This is a genomic window from Chitinophaga niabensis (assembly GCF_900129465.1).
GTDB lineage: Bacteria > Bacteroidota > Bacteroidia > Chitinophagales > Chitinophagaceae > Chitinophaga > Chitinophaga niabensis.
The window spans coordinates 226,028-248,028 of record NZ_FSRA01000001.1; the positions used below are offsets into that span (position 1 = coordinate 226,028).

Annotated in this window: 22 protein-coding genes; 9 read left to right on the forward strand and 13 right to left on the reverse strand. The window is 44.8% G+C overall.

The annotated features are described in order from the left end of the window. The first annotated feature begins 5 nt into the window (after nucleotides 1-5). Together BUR42_RS00960 and BUR42_RS00965 are read left to right on the forward strand one after the other, a co-directional pair. Nucleotides 6-1,184, forward strand: a complete 1,179-nt coding sequence (locus BUR42_RS00960; RefSeq protein WP_074237308.1) for an MFS transporter — start codon at nucleotides 6-8, stop codon at nucleotides 1,182-1,184. Between the two features lie 27 nt (nucleotides 1,185-1,211). Further along, nucleotides 1,212-2,861 (forward strand): tetratricopeptide repeat protein, encoded by a 1,650-nt coding sequence (locus BUR42_RS00965; protein WP_074237309.1) that lies wholly within the window; start codon nucleotides 1,212-1,214, stop codon nucleotides 2,859-2,861. A gap of 130 nt (nucleotides 2,862-2,991) precedes the next feature. Here BUR42_RS00965 and BUR42_RS00970 read toward each other — a convergent pair whose 3' ends face one another. After that, nucleotides 2,992-3,420 carry a hypothetical protein gene (locus BUR42_RS00970; RefSeq protein WP_074237310.1) on the reverse strand — a complete coding sequence of 143 codons (429 nt, stop codon included), beginning with the start codon at nucleotides 3,418-3,420 and terminating at the stop codon, nucleotides 2,992-2,994. A gap of 108 nt (nucleotides 3,421-3,528) precedes the next feature. Between BUR42_RS00970 and BUR42_RS00975 the strand changes: the two genes are divergently transcribed. Next, entirely contained in the window at nucleotides 3,529-3,888 is a 360-nt protein-coding gene (locus BUR42_RS00975) for a winged helix-turn-helix transcriptional regulator (protein WP_074237311.1), read from the forward strand. On the opposite strand, the gene trhA is transcribed toward BUR42_RS00975, so the two are convergent. From trhA to BUR42_RS00990, 3 genes are all read right to left on the reverse strand, one after another. Continuing rightward, complete coding sequence (gene trhA / locus BUR42_RS00980) at nucleotides 3,877-4,515, reverse strand: PAQR family membrane homeostasis protein TrhA (RefSeq protein WP_074237312.1); 639 nt, start codon at nucleotides 4,513-4,515, stop codon at nucleotides 3,877-3,879. The genes BUR42_RS00975 and trhA overlap by 12 nt on opposite strands. Before the next feature lie 116 nt (nucleotides 4,516-4,631). Next, nucleotides 4,632-4,868, reverse strand: a complete 237-nt coding sequence (locus BUR42_RS00985) for a hypothetical protein (protein ID WP_074237313.1) — start codon at nucleotides 4,866-4,868, stop codon at nucleotides 4,632-4,634. Nucleotides 4,869-4,943: 75 nt separating this feature from the next. After that, a complete protein-coding gene (locus tag BUR42_RS00990; RefSeq protein WP_074237314.1) occupies nucleotides 4,944-5,840 on the reverse strand; it encodes a LysR substrate-binding domain-containing protein in 897 nt (298 codons plus the stop codon). A gap of 75 nt (nucleotides 5,841-5,915) precedes the next feature. Here BUR42_RS00990 and BUR42_RS00995 point away from each other — a divergent pair, with 75 nt between their 5' ends. After that, on the forward strand, nucleotides 5,916-6,992 hold the full coding sequence (locus BUR42_RS00995; RefSeq protein ID WP_074237315.1) for a Gfo/Idh/MocA family protein: 1,077 nt from the start codon (nucleotides 5,916-5,918) through the stop codon (nucleotides 6,990-6,992). Here BUR42_RS00995 and BUR42_RS01000 read toward each other — a convergent pair. The 6 genes from BUR42_RS01000 to BUR42_RS01025 form a co-directional block, all read right to left on the reverse strand. Then, complete coding sequence (locus BUR42_RS01000) at nucleotides 6,987-7,871, reverse strand: alpha/beta fold hydrolase (protein ID WP_074237316.1); 885 nt, start codon at nucleotides 7,869-7,871, stop codon at nucleotides 6,987-6,989. The two genes, BUR42_RS00995 and BUR42_RS01000, sit on opposite strands and share 6 nt — an antisense overlap. A gap of 50 nt (nucleotides 7,872-7,921) precedes the next feature. Beyond that, nucleotides 7,922-8,473, reverse strand: a complete 552-nt coding sequence (locus tag BUR42_RS01005; protein ID WP_074237317.1) for a carboxymuconolactone decarboxylase family protein — start codon at nucleotides 8,471-8,473, stop codon at nucleotides 7,922-7,924. Between the two features lie 65 nt (nucleotides 8,474-8,538). Next, nucleotides 8,539-9,759 (reverse strand): RNA polymerase sigma factor, encoded by a 1,221-nt coding sequence (locus BUR42_RS01010; RefSeq protein WP_074237318.1) that lies wholly within the window; start codon nucleotides 9,757-9,759, stop codon nucleotides 8,539-8,541. Nucleotides 9,760-9,800: 41 nt separating this feature from the next. Continuing rightward, nucleotides 9,801-10,136: a YciI family protein gene (locus tag BUR42_RS01015; protein ID WP_074237319.1), complete on the reverse strand. Its 336-nt coding sequence runs from the start codon at nucleotides 10,134-10,136 to the stop codon at nucleotides 9,801-9,803. A 41-nt stretch (nucleotides 10,137-10,177) separates the two neighbouring features. Next, nucleotides 10,178-10,636, reverse strand: coding sequence for a carboxymuconolactone decarboxylase family protein (locus BUR42_RS01020; RefSeq protein WP_074240368.1), 459 nt, complete (start codon nucleotides 10,634-10,636; stop codon nucleotides 10,178-10,180). An 86-nt stretch (nucleotides 10,637-10,722) separates the two neighbouring features. Beyond that, nucleotides 10,723-11,601 carry a sugar phosphate isomerase/epimerase family protein gene (locus tag BUR42_RS01025; RefSeq protein WP_074237320.1) on the reverse strand — a complete coding sequence of 293 codons (879 nt, stop codon included), beginning with the start codon at nucleotides 11,599-11,601 and terminating at the stop codon, nucleotides 10,723-10,725. Nucleotides 11,602-11,775: 174 nt separating this feature from the next. On the opposite strand from BUR42_RS01025, the gene BUR42_RS01030 reads away from it, so the two are divergent. Next, on the forward strand, nucleotides 11,776-12,063 hold the full coding sequence (locus tag BUR42_RS01030) for a hypothetical protein (protein WP_074237321.1): 288 nt from the start codon (nucleotides 11,776-11,778) through the stop codon (nucleotides 12,061-12,063). Nucleotides 12,064-12,117: 54 nt separating this feature from the next. Here BUR42_RS01030 and BUR42_RS01035 read toward each other — a convergent pair whose 3' ends face one another. The 3 genes from BUR42_RS01035 to BUR42_RS01045 form a co-directional block, all read right to left on the reverse strand. Continuing rightward, nucleotides 12,118-13,344, reverse strand: coding sequence for a TlpA family protein disulfide reductase (locus tag BUR42_RS01035; protein ID WP_074237322.1), 1,227 nt, complete (start codon nucleotides 13,342-13,344; stop codon nucleotides 12,118-12,120). 71 nt (nucleotides 13,345-13,415) lie between these two features. Beyond that, the gene (locus BUR42_RS01040) at nucleotides 13,416-13,673 is read right to left on the reverse strand and encodes a hypothetical protein (protein WP_074237323.1); all 258 of its coding nucleotides are present in this window, start codon (nucleotides 13,671-13,673) and stop codon (nucleotides 13,416-13,418) included. 19 nt (nucleotides 13,674-13,692) lie between these two features. Further along, complete coding sequence (locus BUR42_RS01045) at nucleotides 13,693-15,876, reverse strand: hypothetical protein (protein WP_074237324.1); 2,184 nt, start codon at nucleotides 15,874-15,876, stop codon at nucleotides 13,693-13,695. A 98-nt stretch (nucleotides 15,877-15,974) separates the two neighbouring features. Here BUR42_RS01045 and BUR42_RS01050 point away from each other — a divergent pair, with 98 nt between their 5' ends. The 4 genes from BUR42_RS01050 to BUR42_RS01065 all read left to right on the forward strand — a co-directional run bounded on the left by BUR42_RS01050 (nucleotide 15,975) and on the right by BUR42_RS01065 (nucleotide 21,946). Further along, nucleotides 15,975-16,718, forward strand: a complete 744-nt coding sequence (locus BUR42_RS01050; RefSeq protein WP_074240369.1) for an SDR family oxidoreductase — start codon at nucleotides 15,975-15,977, stop codon at nucleotides 16,716-16,718. A 130-nt stretch (nucleotides 16,719-16,848) separates the two neighbouring features. Continuing rightward, complete coding sequence (locus tag BUR42_RS01055; protein ID WP_074240370.1) at nucleotides 16,849-19,275, forward strand: ABC transporter permease; 2,427 nt, start codon at nucleotides 16,849-16,851, stop codon at nucleotides 19,273-19,275. A 93-nt stretch (nucleotides 19,276-19,368) separates the two neighbouring features. Next, on the forward strand, nucleotides 19,369-21,204 hold the full coding sequence (locus BUR42_RS01060; protein WP_159442188.1) for a tetratricopeptide repeat protein: 1,836 nt from the start codon (nucleotides 19,369-19,371) through the stop codon (nucleotides 21,202-21,204). Beyond that, entirely contained in the window at nucleotides 21,197-21,946 is a 750-nt protein-coding gene (locus BUR42_RS01065) for a LytR/AlgR family response regulator transcription factor (RefSeq protein ID WP_074237326.1), read from the forward strand. Before BUR42_RS01060 ends, BUR42_RS01065 begins: the two co-directional genes overlap by 8 nt. The last annotated feature ends 55 nt before the right edge of the window (nucleotides 21,947-22,001 follow it).

The window sequence follows — 22,001 nt, forward strand, 5'->3', positions numbered from 1 at the left end:
AAGGTATGAAAAAATTGTCGTTTCCATTGATTATGCTGTTTGCTGTGGCTGCGGGCCTGGCAGTGGCCAATGTTTATTTCGCGCAGCCGCTGCTGGATGCCATGGCGGATACTTTTGGGATCTCGCAGGCGGCGGTGGGTATTATCATAACTTCTACCCAGGTGGGGTATGGGTTAGGATTATTGTTACTGGTACCCCTGGGCGACCTGGTGGACAGCCGGAAACTGATTGTGCTGCAACTAGGATTGCTGGGATTATTCCTGTTGATAGTTGGGCTGGCGCCCTCTGTTTTTGTTTTGCTGGCAGGCATGATCATGATGGGATTAATGGCGGTGGTCACGCAAAGCCTGGTAGCCTTTGCCGCCAACATGGCTGGCGATGCAGAACGGGGGCGGGTAGTGGGAACAGTCACCAGTGGTATTGTGATAGGCATTCTTTTGGCAAGAACAATTGCCGGGGCCTTGGCTGACCTTGCCGGCTGGCGCACGGTGTACTTTGTTTCTGCGGCATTTACCTTACTGATCGCAGGTGTATTGTACCGTATTGCGCCTGTAGTGGAAAAACGTTCTGCAGGCGGCACCTATCCCCAATTGCTTAAATCTGTTTTTGTACTCTTTGCCAGCGAGCCGGTGCTGCTTACCAGGGGGATTATTGCCATGTTGCTATTTGCAGCCGGCACTGTATTATGGACGCCCATGGTATTGCCTCTCAGTGCACCGCCTTTCTCTCTTTCGCATACGGAGATCGGATTGTTTGGATTAGCCGGCGTGGCCGGAGCGTTAGGAGCTGCAAGGGCCGGGCGTTGGGCGGATAATGGTTATGCGCAATGGACTTCCGGCATTGGATTAACATTGGTATTGTTGTCCTGGATCCCGATCGCCTGTATGGGATACTCCCTCTGGGGATTGATCATCGGTGTGATCATTTTTGATTTTGGCCTGCAGGCAGTGCATGTAACCAACCAGAGCATTATCCTTAAAGTAAGGCCGGAGGCTCGGAGCAGGATCACAGGTGGATATATGGTGTTCTATTCTGCAGGCAGCGGAGCAGGGTCCGTGGCTTCCACCATTACGTATGCGCATTTCGGATGGACGGGTGTATGCATCCTGGGTGCTGCGATCAGCGCTGCGGGGTTATTGTGTTGGGGGCTTTCTGAGAAAAGTTATAAATTAGGAGCAGCGTAGCATTTTTCTATCCCTTAAATCTGTAAAATGAACCCCATAAATGAATTGCTGGAAAAAGCACGGAAGTTAAATGAGGATAAAAGGTATAAGGATGTAATTGATCTCCTTACTGTAACGTTACTTGCATCCTACGATAACCCGGAGCTTTCCGCAGAAAAGGCCAGGGCGCATCTTAAACTGGGAGAAACTAAGCTCTTTTTTATAATAGCAGACAAACTGAGATCTCAGAAACCGGAGTTGTCAGAGGAACTGTACAATGAGGCCATTAAACACTACAACAGTATTGTTAATGCAGCGCCGGACAAAGGAGGCATCTATCATTCTATTGGTGTAGCTTATCAAAGGCTTAAGCAATTTGAAACATCCATTGAATACTTTGATAAAGTAATTAAGATCAAACCAACTGCCATCGCCTACCATGGGCTGGGATATGGTTATAAAGAACTGGAACAGGTTGATAACGCTATTCTCTTCTACAATAAAGCGATTGATCTGGATGCGGGCCTTACGGAGGCTTATCTCAGTTTAGGAATTATTTATAAGGAACTTGAGCAATACGATAAATGCATTTATTACTATTCCAAAGCTATTGAGGTAAACCCGGATTATGATAGTTCGTATTATAACAGGGCCTTAGCATACAATGCAAGGGAAGAATACAGGAAAGCATTGGCTGATTATGAAAAGTATGTAGAACTGACCAAGGATTCTCCTGATTATTTTACCACATTAGCCCAATCCAAGATCATTGAATTAGAGAAGTTAATAGACAACCCGGACGCTATTAATATTAACGAACTGATCAACAGTATCAAGAAACTCCTTTTATTCAATGATACAACTGTTACGCATTACACCAGCCTTTCCGGTGCAAAGGCTTTGGTTTTGGATAACAGCCCGTTCAGGATCTCTGAAGGCGCCTATCTCAACGATACTTCAGAAGGCCGTGAACTTTTTAACTATTTGTCGTTTCACGTAAAATCAAAAACCTATCACGATACCATTGCAGAGCCTTTTGCTATAAAACCCTTTATTGGAAGTTTTGTGGCGGAGAATAAACATAATGATCTTACCTTATGGCGGATGTATGGAAAGGAAGCAAAAGAAGAAGCAAAAGGATGTGCTATCACATTCAGAAAGGATGAGTTCCTGGATAACCTGAAAAAGAAGCTGACTTCAGACCGTAAGAATCCGCTTACTGTGAACAGCGATGAAGAGTTTAGTTTTTACAGGGTAGCATATTACAGCAATGATCAAAAAGATAAGTTTGTGATCCCAGGGGCTTCAGAACAGGATGAAGAAGCATTGAATAAATATATGGAAGACCTGGCTTTTAACATACAGGGTTTTAATAAGAATAAACCAGATCTGAACAGTACCCAGCACATACTTAAAATGCTGAACGAAATAGCTTATCTGTTCAAAAGCGCAGCCTACCAGTATGAGCATGAATTAAGACTGGTTGTAAACGGAATTGGTATTGATAAAATGATCCTGAAGGACTTTACACCACCTAAAGTATTTATAGAACTGATAAACATCGATTCCGTTCTGAAAAAGATCACGCTTGGTCCCAAGGTAGAAAGGGCAGATGAATGGGCGGCGGCCTTCTTTTATAAATTAGATAAAGATGGTCATCATCCTGAGATCCTGATCTCTCACCTTCCCTTCAAATAAATCCGTATCTTTGATACATAGGTTGTTCCGGGAATGGGACAACCTATGTTATTTTAACACTTCCCTCCGAACGAAGCCCAGGCGAACCTGTAACGAACCTGTACCGAACAAATGATATCGCTGCCGGATGTTAAAATGCTACCAGTTTCCTGAAATTCCTGGCCAGCGGATAGAGGATCAGCGCCTGCAGGATTCCCGTTAATTCAAATATTATATCATTAGGGGCCTCGTATGTGGGCGGCGGAAATAACACTTTGAAAAGGGAAGAATTGCCTGTAAAAGGAAAAACGATATTTTTGATCAGGTGATTGTATACGCCTTCATACAGTCCGATTCCCAGCATGGGAAATAGCAATACTGCCAGCAGATAGGAAACCAGTAATATCCTCCCGGGCCTGCGGGCATAAAGATAACCCAGTGCCAAAACGAGGAGCATTGCAGGAACAGCAAAGAAAATAATGTGTAAACGCCAGGGGGTATCATAAATGATGGCGCCGTATACATGATGAATGCAGGTAGTGAGTAATAAAAGAAAAGTGAGGAATGTGGTCCTTTGCATAATATTGTTTTTTTTGACAAAGGTGGAAGTTATCTGTTGGAGAAGAGATAGGTAACCAAAAGCTCACCTGGTCCCTTTTATTGTTACTTATTTGAAAATCAATTGATCATGAAAGAAGAGATCCTGATATATCCGCCGGCATTATGCCCTTTTGCCCTCACTGTGCAGATCATCGGCGGGAAATGGAAACCATTGATCCTCCACCTGGTATCCAGTGGAGCCAACAGGTTCAGCCTGCTGGAAAAACACCTCCCCGGTATCAGCCGGAAAATGCTGGCAAATCAATTACGGGAAATGGAAAAGGATGGATTGCTCACCCGCGAGATCTTTGCGGAAGTACCGCCAAGGGTGGAATATAGTTTAACAGAAATGGGTACATCCCTGCTGATAGCTGTTGAGCCAATGCTGAAATGGGGAGAGAAATATTTAACGCCGCAGTATAAGCGTCATACAGCACTACATAGTTAAAAGCACTGCTACATAATGGCACACAGCTGCTGCCAATACCAGGCCATGCCATATCGCATGTGTATAAGTGCGTTTATCACGGATGTAAAAATACACACCGATAGAATATAAGGCACCACCAATGCATAACAACGTGATCACAGAAACAGGCAGCGTTGTAAAGAACCTTCTTCCGCCTACAACCAGTATCCAGCCCATAAGCAGGTAGATAATGGTAGAGATGATATCAAATTTGCCCGTAAACCATGTTTTGAAAAAGATGCCCACTGCCGTTAATCCCCATAATACAGAAAGCAGTGTTATACCGAAGGCATTATTCATATATACCAGCAGGAAAGGGGTGTAAGTACCTGCAATAAGGAAGTAGATACTGATATGATCAAAGACGAGGAACAACTTCTTTACAGCTGGTTCCTGCGAGAGATGATAGACCGTGGAACAGGTGAAAAGCAGGATGAAACAAAAACTGTAGATGCCTGCTCCCACAATACCCGGTGTATTACCATGTGTGGCAGCAATACCTGTTAATACCGGGAGGGCGCTTAGTCCGAATACGATCCCAAAAGCATGTACCAGTCCGTTTACGATCTCCTGTTTCCGGTTATATTTAGTTTGCTGCAGTATCATTGCCGTGTCGGTTTTGGCAAATGTACCCACAATTTAATAACGCTGATTGTATCCGGGCAAGTTGCGGTTACTTTAACAATTTTGCAACATTTGCCAAGGGAAGTGCAGTGGTGTATCTATTCTTCCTGCATGTCCAGTTCCAGCAGTTTGCTGATACCGGCGTATTCTGCTGCTGCATCAGGGCAAAGCACATTGCCTGAGGAAAACATACTTCTCTCTGTTACCGCATCTATATCTTCCTGTGTGATCAGGCGGTTTAGCCTGTGTGTGAGATTTTCTGACAGGTTAACTAACTTATTGATCCGCTCAATGGCCGCGTTGTAGATCTCTTCGTAATAAAAAAGCATATTCATAAAGCACGATTGTGCTGTAAATGTAGGCTTTAGTGTATAACTATAACTATATGTAAATGTTATGACCTATAACTATTAGTTATACAGCGATCTTGCCATTTTTATGAAACGCTTGTTCAGCTCACTGGTTTCTCCCTTTCGCTGAATGAAATAAAAGCTCCTTTCAATGCGCAGGCCTTCAAATTGAAGGATCACCAGTTCTCCGTGCTGCAGTTCTTTCATAATAGACCGGGTGGAGAGGAATCCTACGCAATCAGATTCCAGCAGAAAGTTTTTCAGGGCTTCGGTGCCTCCCAGTTTGATATTGATCTTCAAATCGTTCAGGCGTATCCTGCTTTTAGCTAAACCTTTCTTTATTGCTTCCAGGGTACCACTTCCTCTTTCCCTGATTGCTACGGACATATTTAACAGTTCCTTAAGACTATATGTTTTTTTCCTGGCCAGCGGATTATCCTGGCTGCACACTGCAACGATCTGATCTTTCACAAAAGGCTGGTAAGTAATATTAGTGAGTTTCCCCTTCTCTTCTGTTACGCCGATATTGATTTCTTTATCCAGCAAGGCCTGTAATACTATTTCACTGTTCCTGTTCAGCAGGGAGATGTCTACCTGCGGATATTCCCTGTGAAAGGCAGACATTACCCTGGGCAGAATATACAGCGCGGCGGTAGTGCTGGCACCAAGGTTTAAGATGCCGGTAGCCTGTTGTTTGTCGTGCATCACGGAAATGTCAAATTCCGTTTCCTTTTGTATGAGCCGCACTGCTAAGAGCCTGTTATACAGTAAATGCCCTGCTTCTGTGAGTTCTATCTGCAGTCCTTTTCTCTCAAACAGTTTGGTTTTGTATTGTTCTTCCAATCCTTTTATGTGATTACTCACAGCGGGCTGGGAAATGAACAATACCTGGCTGGCCTTTGAGAAGCTCTTCTGGTGGGCTACTTCCATAAAAACCTCGTGACGGGTAGAAAGCATAACATCACATTTTAGACAAAGTATCGAAAAATTAAGAATTTCGGCTGTATTTTGTTGTTTTAAAGCAATAGCACCATGAAATCCTTTTTTTGTTCCTTACTGTTAACAGGCCTGTATATCACCAGCTTTGCCCAACAACCCATAAAAGTAGTAGTGGCAGGTATGAACCACGATCATATCCATACCATTTTGCGGCAGTACACGCAGGGAAAAGTGAATATCATTGGTATTGCAGAACCCAATAAGCAGTTGCAGCTTAAATATGGCAAACAATACCGCATTCCGGATTCCCTTTTCCATGATGATCTGAAGAAGGTATTGCTAAGCCGGAAGCCGGATGTGGTGGTAGGATACAATGCAGTAGGAGAGCATCTGAAAGTGGTGCAGGTCTGTGCGCCGCTTGGCATTCCGGTGATGGTGGAAAAACCGCTGGCTGCTACTTTACAGCAGGCAAAAGAAATAGAGAAGCTGGCTACGCAGTATAAAATTAAAGTACTCACCAATTATGAAACTACCTGGTATGCATCTTACCACGATGTATATAACACCATCAGCAAAGACAGTATTGGCCAGATCAAAAAGATGGTGGTGCACGACGGACACCAGGGCCCCAAAGAAATAGGCTGCAGCGCGGAGTTTTTGAGCTGGCTCACTGATCCGGTATTGAACGGCGCAGGCGCTCTCAACGATTTTGGTTGTTATGGTGCAGACCTGATGACATGGCTGATGAAAGGGCAACGCCCTATTGCAGTAACGGCCATCACCAGGCGTTATAAACCGGAAGTATATCCCAAAGTTGACGATGATGCTACCATCCTGGTAGAATATCCCGGTGCTACAGGATTGATCGAAGCTTCCTGGAACTGGCCTTTCTCTATCAAAGACCTGGAAGTGTTTGGGGTAACAGGTTACCTGCATGCATTGGATGGTGTGAACATTACCAGCCGTATGCGGGAGAATAAAAAAGGGGTGAAAGTAGCAGAACCACTCAAAGCGCCCTTTAATGATCCGATCGTTTATTTAACGGCGGTATTGCGCAATGAACTACCCGGCACAGATGATCTTTCTTCTTTAAAATATAACATGATCGTAATGGAGATACTGGATGCTGCCAAACGTTCCGCAGCCAGCGGTAAACGAATTGTGTTATAAGAAGAACTGCGTTAAAGCAATCGCTGTTTCTTCCGGGATCTCTTCCGGGAAAAAATGTCCGCCGCTAACAGGCCATCCCTGTACATTATAAGCCCATTTCCGCCAGATGGCCAGCGGACCGCCATCTGTTTTGTACCAGTTATCCAATGCACTGTCTGCACTCCAAAGTACCAGCACAGGGCACTTTATGCGATGGCCATTGCTGAGGTCGTGCCTGTCATGATCATAGTCGAGCACAACCGAGGCTCTGTAGTCTTCACAGATAGCGTGTACATGTGCATTGTTCCGCAAAGGTTCGATATAGGCATTTCTCACCTTCGTGGGAAAAACAGTACCCGGTGTTCCCCACTCATTGAGTGCATTGTCAATTACAGCATCGGGGGCGTTGGCAATAAGTATTTCCGGAAATGGTGCCGGTTGCGAAAGAAGCGACCATGGCCAGAAAGAAGTGGCCAATCTTTTATCTGCCCTGTCCCACACTTCAGCAGTAGGTATAATATCCAGTACGGCTAAACGCTCCACACGTTCCGGGTGATCCAGTGCCAGCCGGTAAGCAACCCGCCCTCCGCGATCATGCCCCGCCACTGAAAATTTCGGGAAGCCAAGCTGTTCCATTATTAAAACCATATCGTTTGCCATGGCACGTTTGGCGTAAGGAGTATGTTCTGCATCTGAAGAAGGACAGCTGCTGCGTCCATATCCCCGGAGGTCTGCACAGATCACGGTGAAATGTTTTGCAAGTAAAGGTGCCACATCCCGCCACATCAGATGTGTTTGCGGAAAGCCATGCAGCAGTAATAATGGGGGGCCGCTTCCAAGCCTTTGCAAAAATATCGTTGCTTCAGGTGTTGTTAGTTTAAATGATTCAGTATTATTCATACCTGCTCTATTTCAAACTTGGTGCCACCTCCGCTGATCACTGCTGTTTATTACTTTCTTTTGCTGATATCACAAAGCATATCCGAGTGGATATTCAACCCGATATTCGTCAGGTTATAGAGATGTTCGCTGGCTACAAGGAAAACGATCTCGCAGATCTCCTGTTCTGAATAATAATTGGCCAAACGTTTAAAGATGATGGGATTCACTGTTTTATCTTTCGTTAGTTCTGTTACATAATCGAGTGCTGTTCTTTCTTTATCAGTGAAAAGCGAACTGGTGCTGTACTGATCTAAAGCATCGAACTTAGCTACATCCATAGATGCTTTTGCGGCAGCCCATCTGCCGGTATCTATGCAGAAAAGGCAAATATTGATACGTGCCACCTGTACACGGATCAGGGCAGCCATTTCCGGGGACATCTGTAACTTTTTATCCAGTTGCGAAACCTTTCCGTAGAACATGCCGAATGCGAGCGGCAACCTGGCAGAATGTACTTTTAAAGGCATTAATACTTTACCAAACTGGCGGCGTGTAAAGAAATAAACCATTTTCATGATCAGGCCTTTCGGCTTCTCGATCGGTGCAAGTAATGTTTCCATTTTTGTATTGTTTCCCTAATAAGGATCGAACAAATGGAAATTGGACAGGCAGTGGGAAATATTTTTTAGGAAAGCTGACGGATCTTTTCCCGGATACCTTGTTTTTCCGGCTGGGTTTTGGCCAGATCATAGGCTTTTTGCAGGTTCAGCAAGGCTTTCCCGTTATCAATACCTTTATAGAGTTCCCCCAGCAGCAGGTGATAGAAATGATTGTTTTCCAGTTTCAGCTTTTCCGCTTCTGCCAGCGCCTCTTTTTGTCCGTTGGCTTTATACAGCGCAAATGTTCTGTTAAGGGCTACACTGGGAGAATAATTCACCATCAGTAATTGATTGTACAATTGTAGGATGTCCTCCCATTTTTCCGGGCTATCTTCTTTGATACAATGCCAGGCAGCGATCTTTGCTTCCAGGTGATAAGAACTGATCTCATCTCCCTGTGCAGAGCGCTCCAGGAAATGCCGGCCCTGATGGATCAACACAGTATCCCATAAGGCTTCGTTCTGTTGCTCATATAATACCAGGGTATCTTCATTCGTTTGCCTTGCATCAAACCGGGAAGCGTGGAAACACATGAGTGCAATCAATGCATTGGTTTTAGGCAGGTTGGTCTTCTCATATGCAGTGAGCATCAAACCAAGCCGCATGGCCTCTAAACAGAGGTCTTTCTGCAGCACCTGGTTTTGCGTTTGGGAATAATATCCTTCGCTGAACAGCAGGTAGATAATATGCAGCACATTATCCAGCCGTTTGGCTATTTCGCTTTCCGGTGGCAATTCCATCTTTATCTTTTCTGTCCGCAGCTTCTCCTTTGCCCTGAATAACCGTTTATTAATGGCTTCTTTGTTGGAGAGAAATGCTTCTGCTATTTCATCAATGCCAAAACCGCAGAGGATGCGTAAAGCCAGTCCTATCTGAGCTTCACTGGCAATAGCGGGATTGCAGACGGCAAAGAGCATCTGCAGCTGGCTGTCTTTAATATTCTCCTGGGAGAAGTTCAATTCTGCCTCTTCTGTTTCCTGGCTGGCAGATAGTGCCGGTTTTATCTTTTGATCGAAGATCTTATTCCTTCTGAAATGATGTGCTGTTTTTTGCTTGGCAATAAGATACAACCAGGCAGTAGGGTTGGGGGGAATACCCTTTGCTTCCCACGTTTCTGTTGCCAGCAGGAAAGTTTCGCTCACAATGTCTTCTGCTGTTTCTATATGCTGTAACCCGAACAGTTTACTGATAACAGCCACCATTTTGCTGAATTCCTGCTGGAACAGATGTTTTAATTCGTCTCTCATATTAAATGGAAAAGGACCACAAGCGTGGTCCTCCGGATATATTACATAATAGCCCTGATCTCTACACTGCCACCGTTGTCCAATACAGGACAGCCATGGGCTAAGGTGGTAGCTTCCTCCAGGGAGTCTGCCTTCACAATAATAAAACTACCGAGCCGTTCCCTGATCTCCACAAACGGGCCGTCTGTAATAACCCCGCCTGCTTTCAGTACTTTCCCATCCAGTGCAAGGCGGGTGCCATTGCCGGATATTCTGCCCTGTGCTGCTATGCCACCTGTCCAATCCATCCACTTTTTCTGCAGTACTTTCATTTCGCTTTCAGGTGTATTGCTATAATCAAAACTGGGTTGCCTGAATAATAAAGCAAACTCTTTCATGTCGTTCTTATTTAAATGGTTATCGAATGTAGGAAAAAATATTATTTATACTGACCGGGTTGGTAGCCTCCCGGAATTACCCTGAAGGCAATATTAATGCGGTTGTAAGTATTGATGGTAGTAACTGCCAGTGTGAGGTCTACCAGTTCTTCTTCTGAAAATTGCTTGCGTACATAATAATACACTTCATCGGATACCTGGTCTTTAAGTGTTGTAACGGCTTCTGCCCAGGCGAGCGCGGCACATTCCCTTTCTGAAAAATAAGGGGTTTCTCTCCATGCGCTGAGGCCATACAAACGTTGTTCTGTTTCTCCTGCAGCGCGGAGATCTTTGGAGTGCATATCAAGACAGTAAGCGCAGCCATTGATCTGAGATACCCTGAAGTAGATCAGGTGAAAAATGGATTGCTCTACGATTGACTTGTTTAAATAGCCGCCGATACCATATAAGGATTTCATCGCTGCCTGTCCTTTTTCAAATGCATTAATCCTCTGTTCCATCATTATTAGTTTTTAATTTCCTTAATAAGGATCGGACGGACAGAAATTGGACAGGTTGGGGAATATTTTTTATAAAATGCTGTAGATCAGCCTAGTGCCTTTCTAACCTTTTCTACAAATACCGGTACTTTAACCCTTGGATCTCCTGCTCCCAGGGTTTCAATGGGCAGGTAGCCCTGGTAACCGGAGGCTTTAACAGCATTGATAATTTTGTTAAGGTCTGCAGGTTGTTCCACGCCATTGATAAATACGTTCTCTTTCAGTTGCCAGTTGATGGCATACCTGGCGGTATCTGCAATTTGCTGGTAAGGGTCGCCTGTTCTATAACTGCCGGTGTCCAGGATGATCCCGAACCATTCAGAATCCACCATTTTGCTGATCTGGTGTACATGGTCTGCTGTTTTGATGAAGTCGTTATGGTTCTGAATGCCCACCATCACCCCATGTTTTTGGCCATGCGCAATACAGGCTTTTACATCTTCCATCATATAGGCAGCCACTTCCTTCCAGTTGTTAGTTTCCAGTGTGCCTGAAAAGATCCTGATCACTGGTGCCCCCAGTTTGGCCGCGCATTCGATCCAGTCTTTCACCAGCTGAACATCCGCCAGCCGTTTTTGTTTGTCTGGGTTGGTAAAATCCGTCCGTACGCCGGTACCGCTGATATCCAGTCCCAGCCGGAACGCTTTCCGTTTGATATGATAGATGTATTCATCTTTCGGAACAGCGGGGTATCCGGGGAAATAATAACCTGTAATATCTACGGCCTGGATAGGAGTGCCTGCGCAAAATTCCAGCATATCGTCCAGGCTCATACTGCCATCGCGTAAGGGAGTATTGAAGGAATAAGCATTCAGGCTGATCTTGAGCCTTGATCTCACAGGAGCAGGGGCGCCGTGTAAGCTCTTAGGGGTAACGGCCAATGCCGGAACAGCCATCAGTGTTCTCAGAAAGGAACTGCGTTTCATAACGGGGAATTTTGTGACCTAATTTACTAAATTCTACAATTTGGGGAAGTAAAGCCGCGGGCTTTTCGTATGATGATTGGATGTATATGGAAGAAAAGCTTTGATGATCATTGATTTACCTGTTGTTTTGCTGCACAGGCATATTTCTTGCGCATATATTCGAAAATACCATCTATGGAGCAAATGAGAATAAACCCGGTTGATCAGGTATTCATTGATTATGAATCCGAAACTATTTCACCCTATGTGTATACTTTCAGGCCTGTGGTGTATGAAGATGGAAATGCTTACTGCTGTATTTTAGGTCCGGACCGGGAAGCCGGTGTATTTGGAAGTGGTACCACCCCAAAGGATGCCATGGAAGATTGGGAGAAACATGTGCAGGAATTGATCGCCGGCCCAAAAAGGAACAGCAGTACTGCTCAATTTATAATTGATAATTTCAAACGTTTTTTAAGATAGAGGATCCAACAACGACAGTAACGGGTTACAGCCAGAAATGCTGTAACCCTTTTTTTATTTTTTCAAAGCCGCTTCCAGTTGTGGTTGTAATAATTCCGGGTAACCGGAAGGTGCTTCATCGAAAATTAATCCGTCCTTCCCGATGATATAAACAGTGGGATATCCATCTACGTTATAATCTTTGAGCACAGGATGATAACGGCCTTTGTTATTCGTGTACAGATGTTCTGCCTGTACTTCGCCCTTTGCTTTCATCCAGACTCCTTTTTCATCAATGGACACGCAAAGGAATACCAGGTCCTTATTCCCTGCATATTGTGCCTTTAAAGGTTTCAACCGCTCGAACATTTGCTGGCAGGGTACGCAGGAGGCAAACCAGAAATCGATGAATACTACCTTCCCTTTAAAATCCTGGAGTGTTACCTTTTCTCCTTTATCATTTTCAAGTGAGAAATCAGGCGCTGTCATCCCTTTTTTGAATTTCCTTTCAGCAGCTACTTTCTTTAAGATATATTGCCTGTAGGTATCATCCTCTAAAACTGCATTCACCAGTGAATCTGAGGGCTGTTTGACATCATACCGCAGAGCGAGGGTAAGCACTGGCTGCCGGAGCTTAGGAGGCAGTACCCGGGAGATGGTATCTAATCTTGCGATAGGATCTATACCTGCGTAATGCTGTGAAAGGATATTATACACATCGTTCACATAGTTGAAAGAAGTATAGAAGTTATCCTTATAAGGAGATAGTACGCCGGTAGTAAAGTATTTGTTGGATTGCAGCATGCCTGTAAAATGCGCATACAGGAGGTGGTAGCTGTCATTGTTCATGGTATTGCGCAGGCTGCCCAGTTGTTGATAGGTGGCTTTTGCGATACTATCCACACCTGCATTATTCCTTATTTCCTTTTTTAAGGTAGCGAAACGCTGGTAGAATATACTCTTTTCAGAACCTTTTCCGGTGATCTGCAGTGTGCCGTTCTTATCCTCAAAATCGTACCGGATAGTAATATCGTCTCCGGGTTGCAATAAACCGTGGGTGTAGTTCTTATCGTCGGATAAAGCAAAGTATACAGCCTTTGGAATGTAGAGGTTTGTTTTGAATTGTCCGTTCACTACGGCAATCCTGAAGGGTTGCATATTACCTGTTACCTGATCGTGCAGGAGTACAAGGGTGATAGTGTCTTTGGTGAGATTTTTTATCTCTCCATGTACCATGGCATACTGGGCAGCGGCAGGTAGTATCCCGTATAACGCCAGCAGGAAGGTGAGGATTATTTTCATGGGTATGAAAATAGGATATTTCGCTGCTGTAAAAAGCGATATGGGATGAAAGCGCTGAATAATGGGATGAATTATTCTTCGAGCTGATCTTTGATCCCCTTCCAGATGGTGCGGGCAATCTGTTCACCTTTTACGGTCTTGATCCGTTCATCCATGTGAAGGTTGCCGTTCACATCAAATTCCATTTCATCCGGAATAAATTCATCCAGCTTAGCGGCGTCTTTTTCATGGATCACCTGGTAAGTGGTGATATGGCCCTTTTTATTGACTGTAATACCCAGCTTGTAGGGCTTATTGTCTATGTAAACAGTGATGATCCTTTTTTCCATATGGTTACTGCTGCAATTGCTATGCCCAACTGATCCTTACCTGCTGATTCCCTTTGAGCAGGTATTGGATATGCCCGTTTTTAATTCCCTTTCCTTTGATGCTTTTGCCATCTGCGGTTACTGAAAATGAGGGTAGTTTGGCTTCACCGCTTTTTACAAGCACCATTTTGCATTCCAGCCGTTCATCGCCTGATAAGGTAAAAGAGATGGCGCTGCCTTTCCTGGCTTTAAAACCGGATGCGGGATAATCCACATACACCATAAATTCTTCACCCGGAACCAGGAGGTAATGACGGGGGAGTATACCAAAGGCATTTCCCGCCCCATATACTTCCTGGCCCACTGATCCGCTTTTCTCCCAGCCATCATGAAGGTCTTCCAGGGCAATCCATAATTTAGGGTCCAGTTCGCCTATCTTGGGTTTCTCTTCCAGCATTTCTTTGGGTAGTACGGTCGGATAATAATACATAGCCCTGTCTACCAGGTAACGGATATATTCCGTGATCAGGAGCCGTACAGATGGAAGTATGTCTTCTCCTTCCGCATGTTTGAGATAATCATGGAAAGCACAGAAAACTTCCTGTTCTTCGTAAACAGCAGTATAAGGGGCATCATTCAATGGAAAAAGGGCAAAGAAAGCGGGGAAATGTTTACCATAACCATAGTTGCAATCCCACAACTGCACGTTTTTAAAAATGCCTGCAAGGCACAGGTAACTCAGTTCAAGATAAAGTTCCTTCCTGGTGATCTTATATAAACGGAGTAAAGCACCTGAAGCAAAGGCGGTATTGTTGGCTTGGTAAAACATTTCAAATCCAAGGCCTTCCAGTGTTTTAGCTGCTCTTTCCGCTTCATTAAGATATCTTTTTTCCTTTGTCAGCTCCCAGGCCTGCAGCATCACATGGGTATACAATCCTGCTACATCTTTTTCGCCTCCTTTGCCGGGAGATGTTTCCGCTTTGATCACTTCCAGCGTATCCATTTTATAGAATACAGGCCAGCGGTAATTAAAATGATGTGCTACTTTGATCGAGAAGTCCAGGGAGTCCAGAAAGAGCTTTTCTGCTCTTTTATCTCCTTTTAAAGCCAGCCGGCTGAGATTGAGGAGAGGCTGATGCAGGTACCAGGAGTCCATTACCTTTGGCTTCTTTTGTTCTTCCTCTTCTTTCAGTTTATCTTCTGCTGCAGGTAGCCAGCGCATGATAGAGCCGATCTTTTCATCATAGAAAGTGGGCAGATTTGCTTTAATGTCTTTTATTACTTCAGGCGTTGATCTGCTCCAATCTGCATAATCCTGTAAAGGCAGTAATACTGCCAGTTGCACCATGATCTCCGGCGGAGTGGTATAATCACTTACATATGCATTGAAATATCTGTGTCCTGCTACCTGGGCCCAGCAGGCAGGGCTGTCAATGAGGTCTTTCAATCCCTTTTGCAGGATCTCCGGCCATTCTTTATAAGTTGTGGGGGGCAGTGGCAGATGCAGGTAAACGGCTGCCAGCAGGTTGAGGTACTGACGGATAGTGGTGGCTTCATCTGTGGGTACTTCTTCATCAAAGATCACAAAGGCATCGGAAATGATCACTTCTTTTCCGGCTTTCAGGAATTTATCTTTGGATGGCGGCAGGGAGAAGCCCATTTCCGGCCAGTTGCCACCCACAACATTGGCACAGGATGTTTCCGTTTGTTCACAGTATTTTGCCAACGCCGTGAGGTTTTGGAAATAAAGAAAGGAGCCTGACCTTGGTTTATGCATACTGCTGTAAATGAGGCCAGACCTTGTACCTTCCTGGCTCACGTGGATCTTTCCTGCCGTATGTTCTGCGTTATTATCATTCCCGGGGATCAGTATGTCCTTTGGCCAGAATGGAATGATCAGGTCTTTGGCTGGTTTGAACGAAGTGGTGTACCTTAAAACGGGTTCGTTGTTCAGACTAATCTTTATATGGTAAGAACCTATATCACTATTCAACAGGAAACTGCTGTCAGTTGCTTTTTTTACTGTCAATGCAGAGCCGGGCGAAAAGGCTGCGCGAAAAGCAGTTCTTCCTCCTTTGGGCCAGTACGCGACAATCCACAAGGAATCTGCCGAACAAAAAACTTTGAAAGAAATGCCTCCTGCATCCTTGCAATAAATAGCATTTAAATTATCATTAGCCAGCTGGGCACTGGCGGATACAGCCCAGAGAGATATTCCATGCATAACTTTTTAGAAATAAAAAATATGCCAGCAACTATCCGGGGAGCATTGTCCACAGGATTATAGCTGTTATGCAGGCATATAATTTGAAGTGTGTAGGTATGGAAAATGCAAACACACTACAAGGGAAAACCGCGCTTATCACAGGCGGCACAACAGGCATAGGAAGGGCCACCCTGCATCTGCTGGTATCAAAAGGTATGAAGGTGCTTTTCTTTGGTACGGATGAAACACACCTGGATGATACGATGAATGAAATAAAAGAAAAAGGCTTTGAAGAACAGGTGATGGGATTCATTGCAGATGTATCTGCCAAAGAAAATGTGGACTTTATATTCCAGCATGTGGATAGCTATCTGGGCAAACTGGACTTCCTGATCAACAATGCCGCGCTGAGTGCGGAAGGCCTTATGGATACTTCTTATGAGGATATGGCCTATGTTGTTAATGTGAATATGCTGGGATATCTTTCCTGTGCGCAGGAAGCTGCTAAAAGGATGAAGAACAACGGTAGCGGGCATATCATTAATATCGGTTCCATGAGTGCAGTTACCAAAGCCGGAGATAGTACCGTGTATGTGGCTACCAAGTCCGGCATTCAGGGTTTTTCGGAATCCCTTCGTAAAGAACTGAATCCATCAGGCATTAAAGTAACATTGCTGGAGCCCGGTGCTGTTGGAACGGATATGCAGCCTTACACGCCTGAAGAGCAAAGGGAAAAGGAAGAAAAACTGGAAATGCTTACAGCAGAAGATATTGCGGAATCTGTACTTTATATTCTCTCTCAACCTAAACGTTGTGATGTAGTGGAATTAAAGATCCGTCCTCATAAGCAGATCATCTGATCCGTAAGCGGACAATGCCTGTAACAAAAACGGACATGATCAGTTTAATTTTACAGGTTAAAGTATTGAAAATCAGCAGTAAGGTAAATTGGCATACTTTTCCCGGCAGGATAGCAAATCCCTCAGCCGCATGATTAAAAACTATGTCAAGATTGCCTGGCGCAGTCTTATCAACAACAAAGTTTCTTCATTGATCAATATTGGCGGGCTTGCCGTTGGTATTACCATCGTACTCTTTAATGGTCTCTGGGTTTGGGATGAACTATCCTTCAATAAGTATCACGAAAATTATGACCGTATTACTCAGGTGATCAGTAGCGGAACAGATCCTAAAGATGGCCCCTTCGTCAATAATTCTTTGCCTTATCCCTTAGCCACCGCATTGGCGGAAGATTATAAAGACAACTTCTCACATATTGTAAGGGCATCCTGGGTGCAGGAGTATATCCTTTCGGCAGGTGAGGAGATCATATCCCGGAAAGGGCAGTTCATGGATGAAGGAGCGCCTGAGATGCTTAGCCTGAAAATGAAACAGGGCAGCAGGTCCGGGCTGAATGATCCTTATTCCATTATGCTTTGTGAATCCGCCGCTAAAGCCTTATTCAGGGATGCTGATCCCGTTGGCCGGCTGGTGACGATGAATAATAAAACGCAGCTGAAAGTAACCGGTGTTTATGAAGACCTTCCCCTGAACTCACAATTTAAAGATGTTAAGTTCCTTTCTGCCTGGAAGCTCTGGGAGATGCAGAACGACTGGATCCAGAAACGTGCACTCAACGACTGGAATAACAATTTCATCAGGTTATACGCGGAGATCAAACCAGGGATGGACCTGGCAACCGTAAACAAAAACATCAGCAATGCCATGCAGGAGAATATCCGTGGCATGGAGAAATTTAAGGCGCAGGTGGAACAAAAGGTCACAGTGTCTTTATATCCCATGAGCCGCTGGCATTTATATCCTAACAATATAAGGTCTTCCGGTACCAGTCCCTTGCGGATGGTATGGCTGATCGGTATCATCGGCATTTTTGTGCTGCTGCTGGCCTGCATTAATTTTATGAACCTGAGTACTGCCCGGTCAGCGAAAAGGGCCAGGGAAACAGGAATACGCAAGGCATTAGGTTCTATGCGCAAGCAATTGATCTTCCAGTTCTATAGTGAATCCTTCCTGGTGGTTACATTTTCTTTTATACTGGCCTGCCTGCTGGTGATCATTTTTCTGCCCGCATTCAACCACCTGGCTGCAAAAGAAATGAAGATGTTATGGGGGAATATTTATTTCTGGCTGATCAGTTTCGGCTTCATATTTATTACCAGTTTACTGGCAGGAAGTTATCCTGCATTATACCTCTCATCTTTTAAACCCATCAAAGTATTAAAAGGAACTTACCAGGCCGGCCGCTTTGCTGTTATTCCAAGGAAAGCGCTGGTAGTAATGCAGTTCACTGTTTCGGTAGCTTTGGTCATATGTACGCTGGTGATCTACCGGCAGGTGAATTTTGCCAAGGACCGGCCGGTAGGATATACAAGGGAAGGACTGCTGATGATGGAAATGAAATCAGCAGATTTTCGCGGAAAGTACGATGTACTCAGAACATCACTTTTAAATACCGGCATGGTAGCAGAAATGTCTGAATCCATGGGAGGCGTTACAGAAGTGGTATCCTCCAATGAGGGGTTCGACTGGCTGGGCAGGGACGCTGCTAAAGATGAAAGTATGGGTACATTAGCTGTTACCCATGAATATGGCAAAACAGTGGGCTGGCAGTTTATTGCAGGGCGTGATTTTTCAAGAGAATTTGCCGGTGATTCTTCCGGTGTGGTGATCAATGAAGCGGCCGCACAATACATGGGGCTTACGCAGCCGGTGGGTGAAACCATTACCTGGAAATGGAGGGACAATGCACCGTATCCTTACAAGATATTAGGTGTGATCCGGAACGTGGTCATGGAATCTCCTTATAAACCGGTGAAGCCAACATTGTTCTTCGTGAAAGCACTGAATGGTAATGTAAACTGGATCAATATCAGGGTGAAACCAGGTGTTAGCATGAGCCAGGGGCTTTCAAAGATAGAAGAGGTATTCAGAAAGCTCATCCCGTCAGCGCCTTTCGATTATAAGTTTGTGGATGAGGTATATGCCGCAAAGTTTGCTACAGAAGAACGTTTTGGTACATTGGTGGCTTTCTTTTCCATCCTGGCTATTTTTATTTCCTGCCTCGGGTTATTTGGTTTGTCTTCCTTCACCGCAGAGCAGCGCACAAAAGAGATCGGTGTCAGGAAAGTGCTGGGGGCTTCTGTATTGAATATATGGTACATGTTGTCCAAAGACTTCGCAATGCTGGTTATTATTTCATTACTGGTGGCAATGCCGGTAGCTTATTACTTCATGCAGAACTGGCTGGATAATTTCCCTTACCGGGTAACATTATCCTGGTGGGTTTTTGCGGTTGCGGGGTTAGGGGCTATGCTCATAACGATCATGACCATTAGTGTGCAGAGCATTAAAGCTGCATTTATGAACCCGGTGAGAAGTTTAAAGGCAGATAGTTAAAAAGGTCCGAAATAGCAAATTACTCACCCGATCCTGCAAACGGATCATTCAGCAATACAACATTGAGGGGATTTTGGTAGTTTTATGGCTATCATGCATAGATACATCTGCCTCTTACTTATATGTTTCCTTTTCAGCCAGCCTTTACAGGCTGGTTCTGATAAGCGGCAGGACTGTCATCACTATATCCAGGAGGGCAATAATTACCTCTGGCGTTTCTTACCACTGGATGCATGGGAGATGTATCACCGTGCCATGGACCTGGCACTGGAAGTGCATGATGAGAACCTATTCGCAGAAGCATTGTTCGGCATAGGGCAGGCAGTATGGTATAACGGTAAATTTTATGATGCCGTTGATACCGTTAAGCTGGGCCTTAAACATTTCCGCCATACAGGCGACAGGAATGGTGAGGGCATTTCCCTGAGGATACTGGCCAATATCTATGACGACATGGGAGATTATGATAATGCCTTCAAAATAGTAACGCAGGCACTTGAAATTTATGAAGGTGGTTTGAAGAATAACCAGAACTATATTTTATCCCTGGTGCAAATGGGAAACCTGTATAAGAACATGGGGGATTATGAAACCGCCATGGCATATTACAGGAAAGCAGAAGGGGCATGGCCATACCAGGATGGCGGATATCCTTACCGCGAACTATATCACCGCATGGGTGCTTTATATGCTGAGCAGGGCCAGATCGCCGAAGCCCGGGAATGCTACCGGAAATCGCTCAGCGGTAACATAAAAGGCAAGATCGTTCGCCTGAAAATGGGAGATACTTATCTGAAGGAGAAAAAATATGATATTGCTTTCAGTTATTATGATTCCCTTTACAAAGAGGCGAAGATGCTGACGGATATTAACATTGTTATCGGAAGCATGCTGGGCCTGGGCAAGATCTACCTCATCAGGAATGATCTGCCCAAAGCACTGGAGATGGTAAAAGGATCTCTTGAACAGTCCACCATTCGCGGGGCGAGGCAAAATAAAAGGGATGCTTATGAATTACTTTCTGCTATTTATGAAGCCAGTGGCGATAGTAAAGAGGCACTCGAATATCATAAGCTGTACCTCACGTTAAAAGACTCTGTGATCTCGGAAGCTTTTAAAAGGAAATTATTCAGCTCCAGGCAGGAAGCAGAAGCTGTAAGGTTAAAGTCGCAACGAAACATGCTTATTGCCAGTGTGGCGGGCGTTGCACTGCTGGGGCTTTTTGCATTGCTGGGGATCGTCCTCCGGCACCGGAATGAAAAATTACGCCTGAAACAAAGAGCTTCCGAACTGGAAATGAAGGCGCTGCGGGCACAAATGAATCCTCACTTTATCTTTAATTGCCTGAGTTCAATCAACCATTTTATCCTGAATGAAGAGGGCAGTAAGGCCTCCGAATATCTTACCCGTTTTTCAAAGCTTATCCGTACCGTATTAGTGAATGCAGGTAAAACAACCATCACGCTGGAAGAAGAGCTGGCTATGCTCCGCCTCTATCTGAACATGGAGCAGCTCCGGTTCAGGGAAATATTTGAATATACCATCGAATTCGAACCCGGTTTACATCCTTCTATGATCTTTGTCCCTTCCTTCATCCTGCAACCCTTCTGCGAGAACGCCATCTGGCATGGGCTGTTGCACAAAGATGGAAAAGGAAAGCTGAACATTCATTTCAGTATGAAGGAGGATATACTGGTTTGCATCATCTGCGATAATGGTATTGGGCGTGAAAAAGCAGCGGCATTCAGATCTGCGGCTGTTGAAAAGGGTGCTTCTTTTGGAAACAGGCTGAGCGCGGAAAGACTGGCATTGTTTAACGGAGAAAATGGAGATACTTCTTTTGTAACGGAAGATATTGTCAACGAAAAAGGTGAAATTGCCGGTACAAAAGTGATATTAAAGATCCATAATAAACTGGCCCATGATTAGTGCCGTGATCGTAGACGATGAGCATTATGCCGCACAGGCATTGGTGACTTTACTGAAGAAGAATTGTCCGGATGTAAACATTACCGCCGTTTGCAATAATGCAAAGGAGGCGGTGAAGATCATCCGTGAATTGCAGCCTCAGCTGGTATTCCTCGATATTGAAATGCCTTACCTGAATGGCTTTGAATTACTGGAAATATTAGCCCCCGTTTCCTTTGAATGCATCTTCACCACCAGTTACGATCAATATGCCATCAGGGCTATCCGTTTCAGTGCATTGGACTACCTGTTGAAACCCGTTGACCCGGAAGATCTGAAAGCAGCGGTGAACAGGGTGACGGGGAAGAAATCACCTTCTCTGCAGCAACAGATGGAACTCTTATTATCCAAATTCCAGCAACCACGGCCGGTAGAAAACCGCATTGCATTACCAACCCTGGAAGGGCTGCAGATCATTCAGGTGGATGCTATCCTGTATTGCAGCTCCAGCAGTAACTATACTATCTTCAACCTGGCAGATGGCCAGAAGCTGATCATCTCCCGTACTTTAAAGGAAATAGAAGAGATGCTGGAAGAGCATCGCTTTCTGCGTGTGCACCATTCTTATCTTGTGAACCTGAATGAAGTCCGGAAATACAACAGGGGAGAGGGCGGCAGCCTGCAAATGAGTGATGGCGCCAGTATAGATGTATCCCGTTCCCGTAAGGAGATGTTGCTGAAGAAACTCCAACCCGGCAAGTAATCATTCATCCCCGTCAACTACTCATTCCCGCTTTGATCTGCTTTGTTCCTGCAAT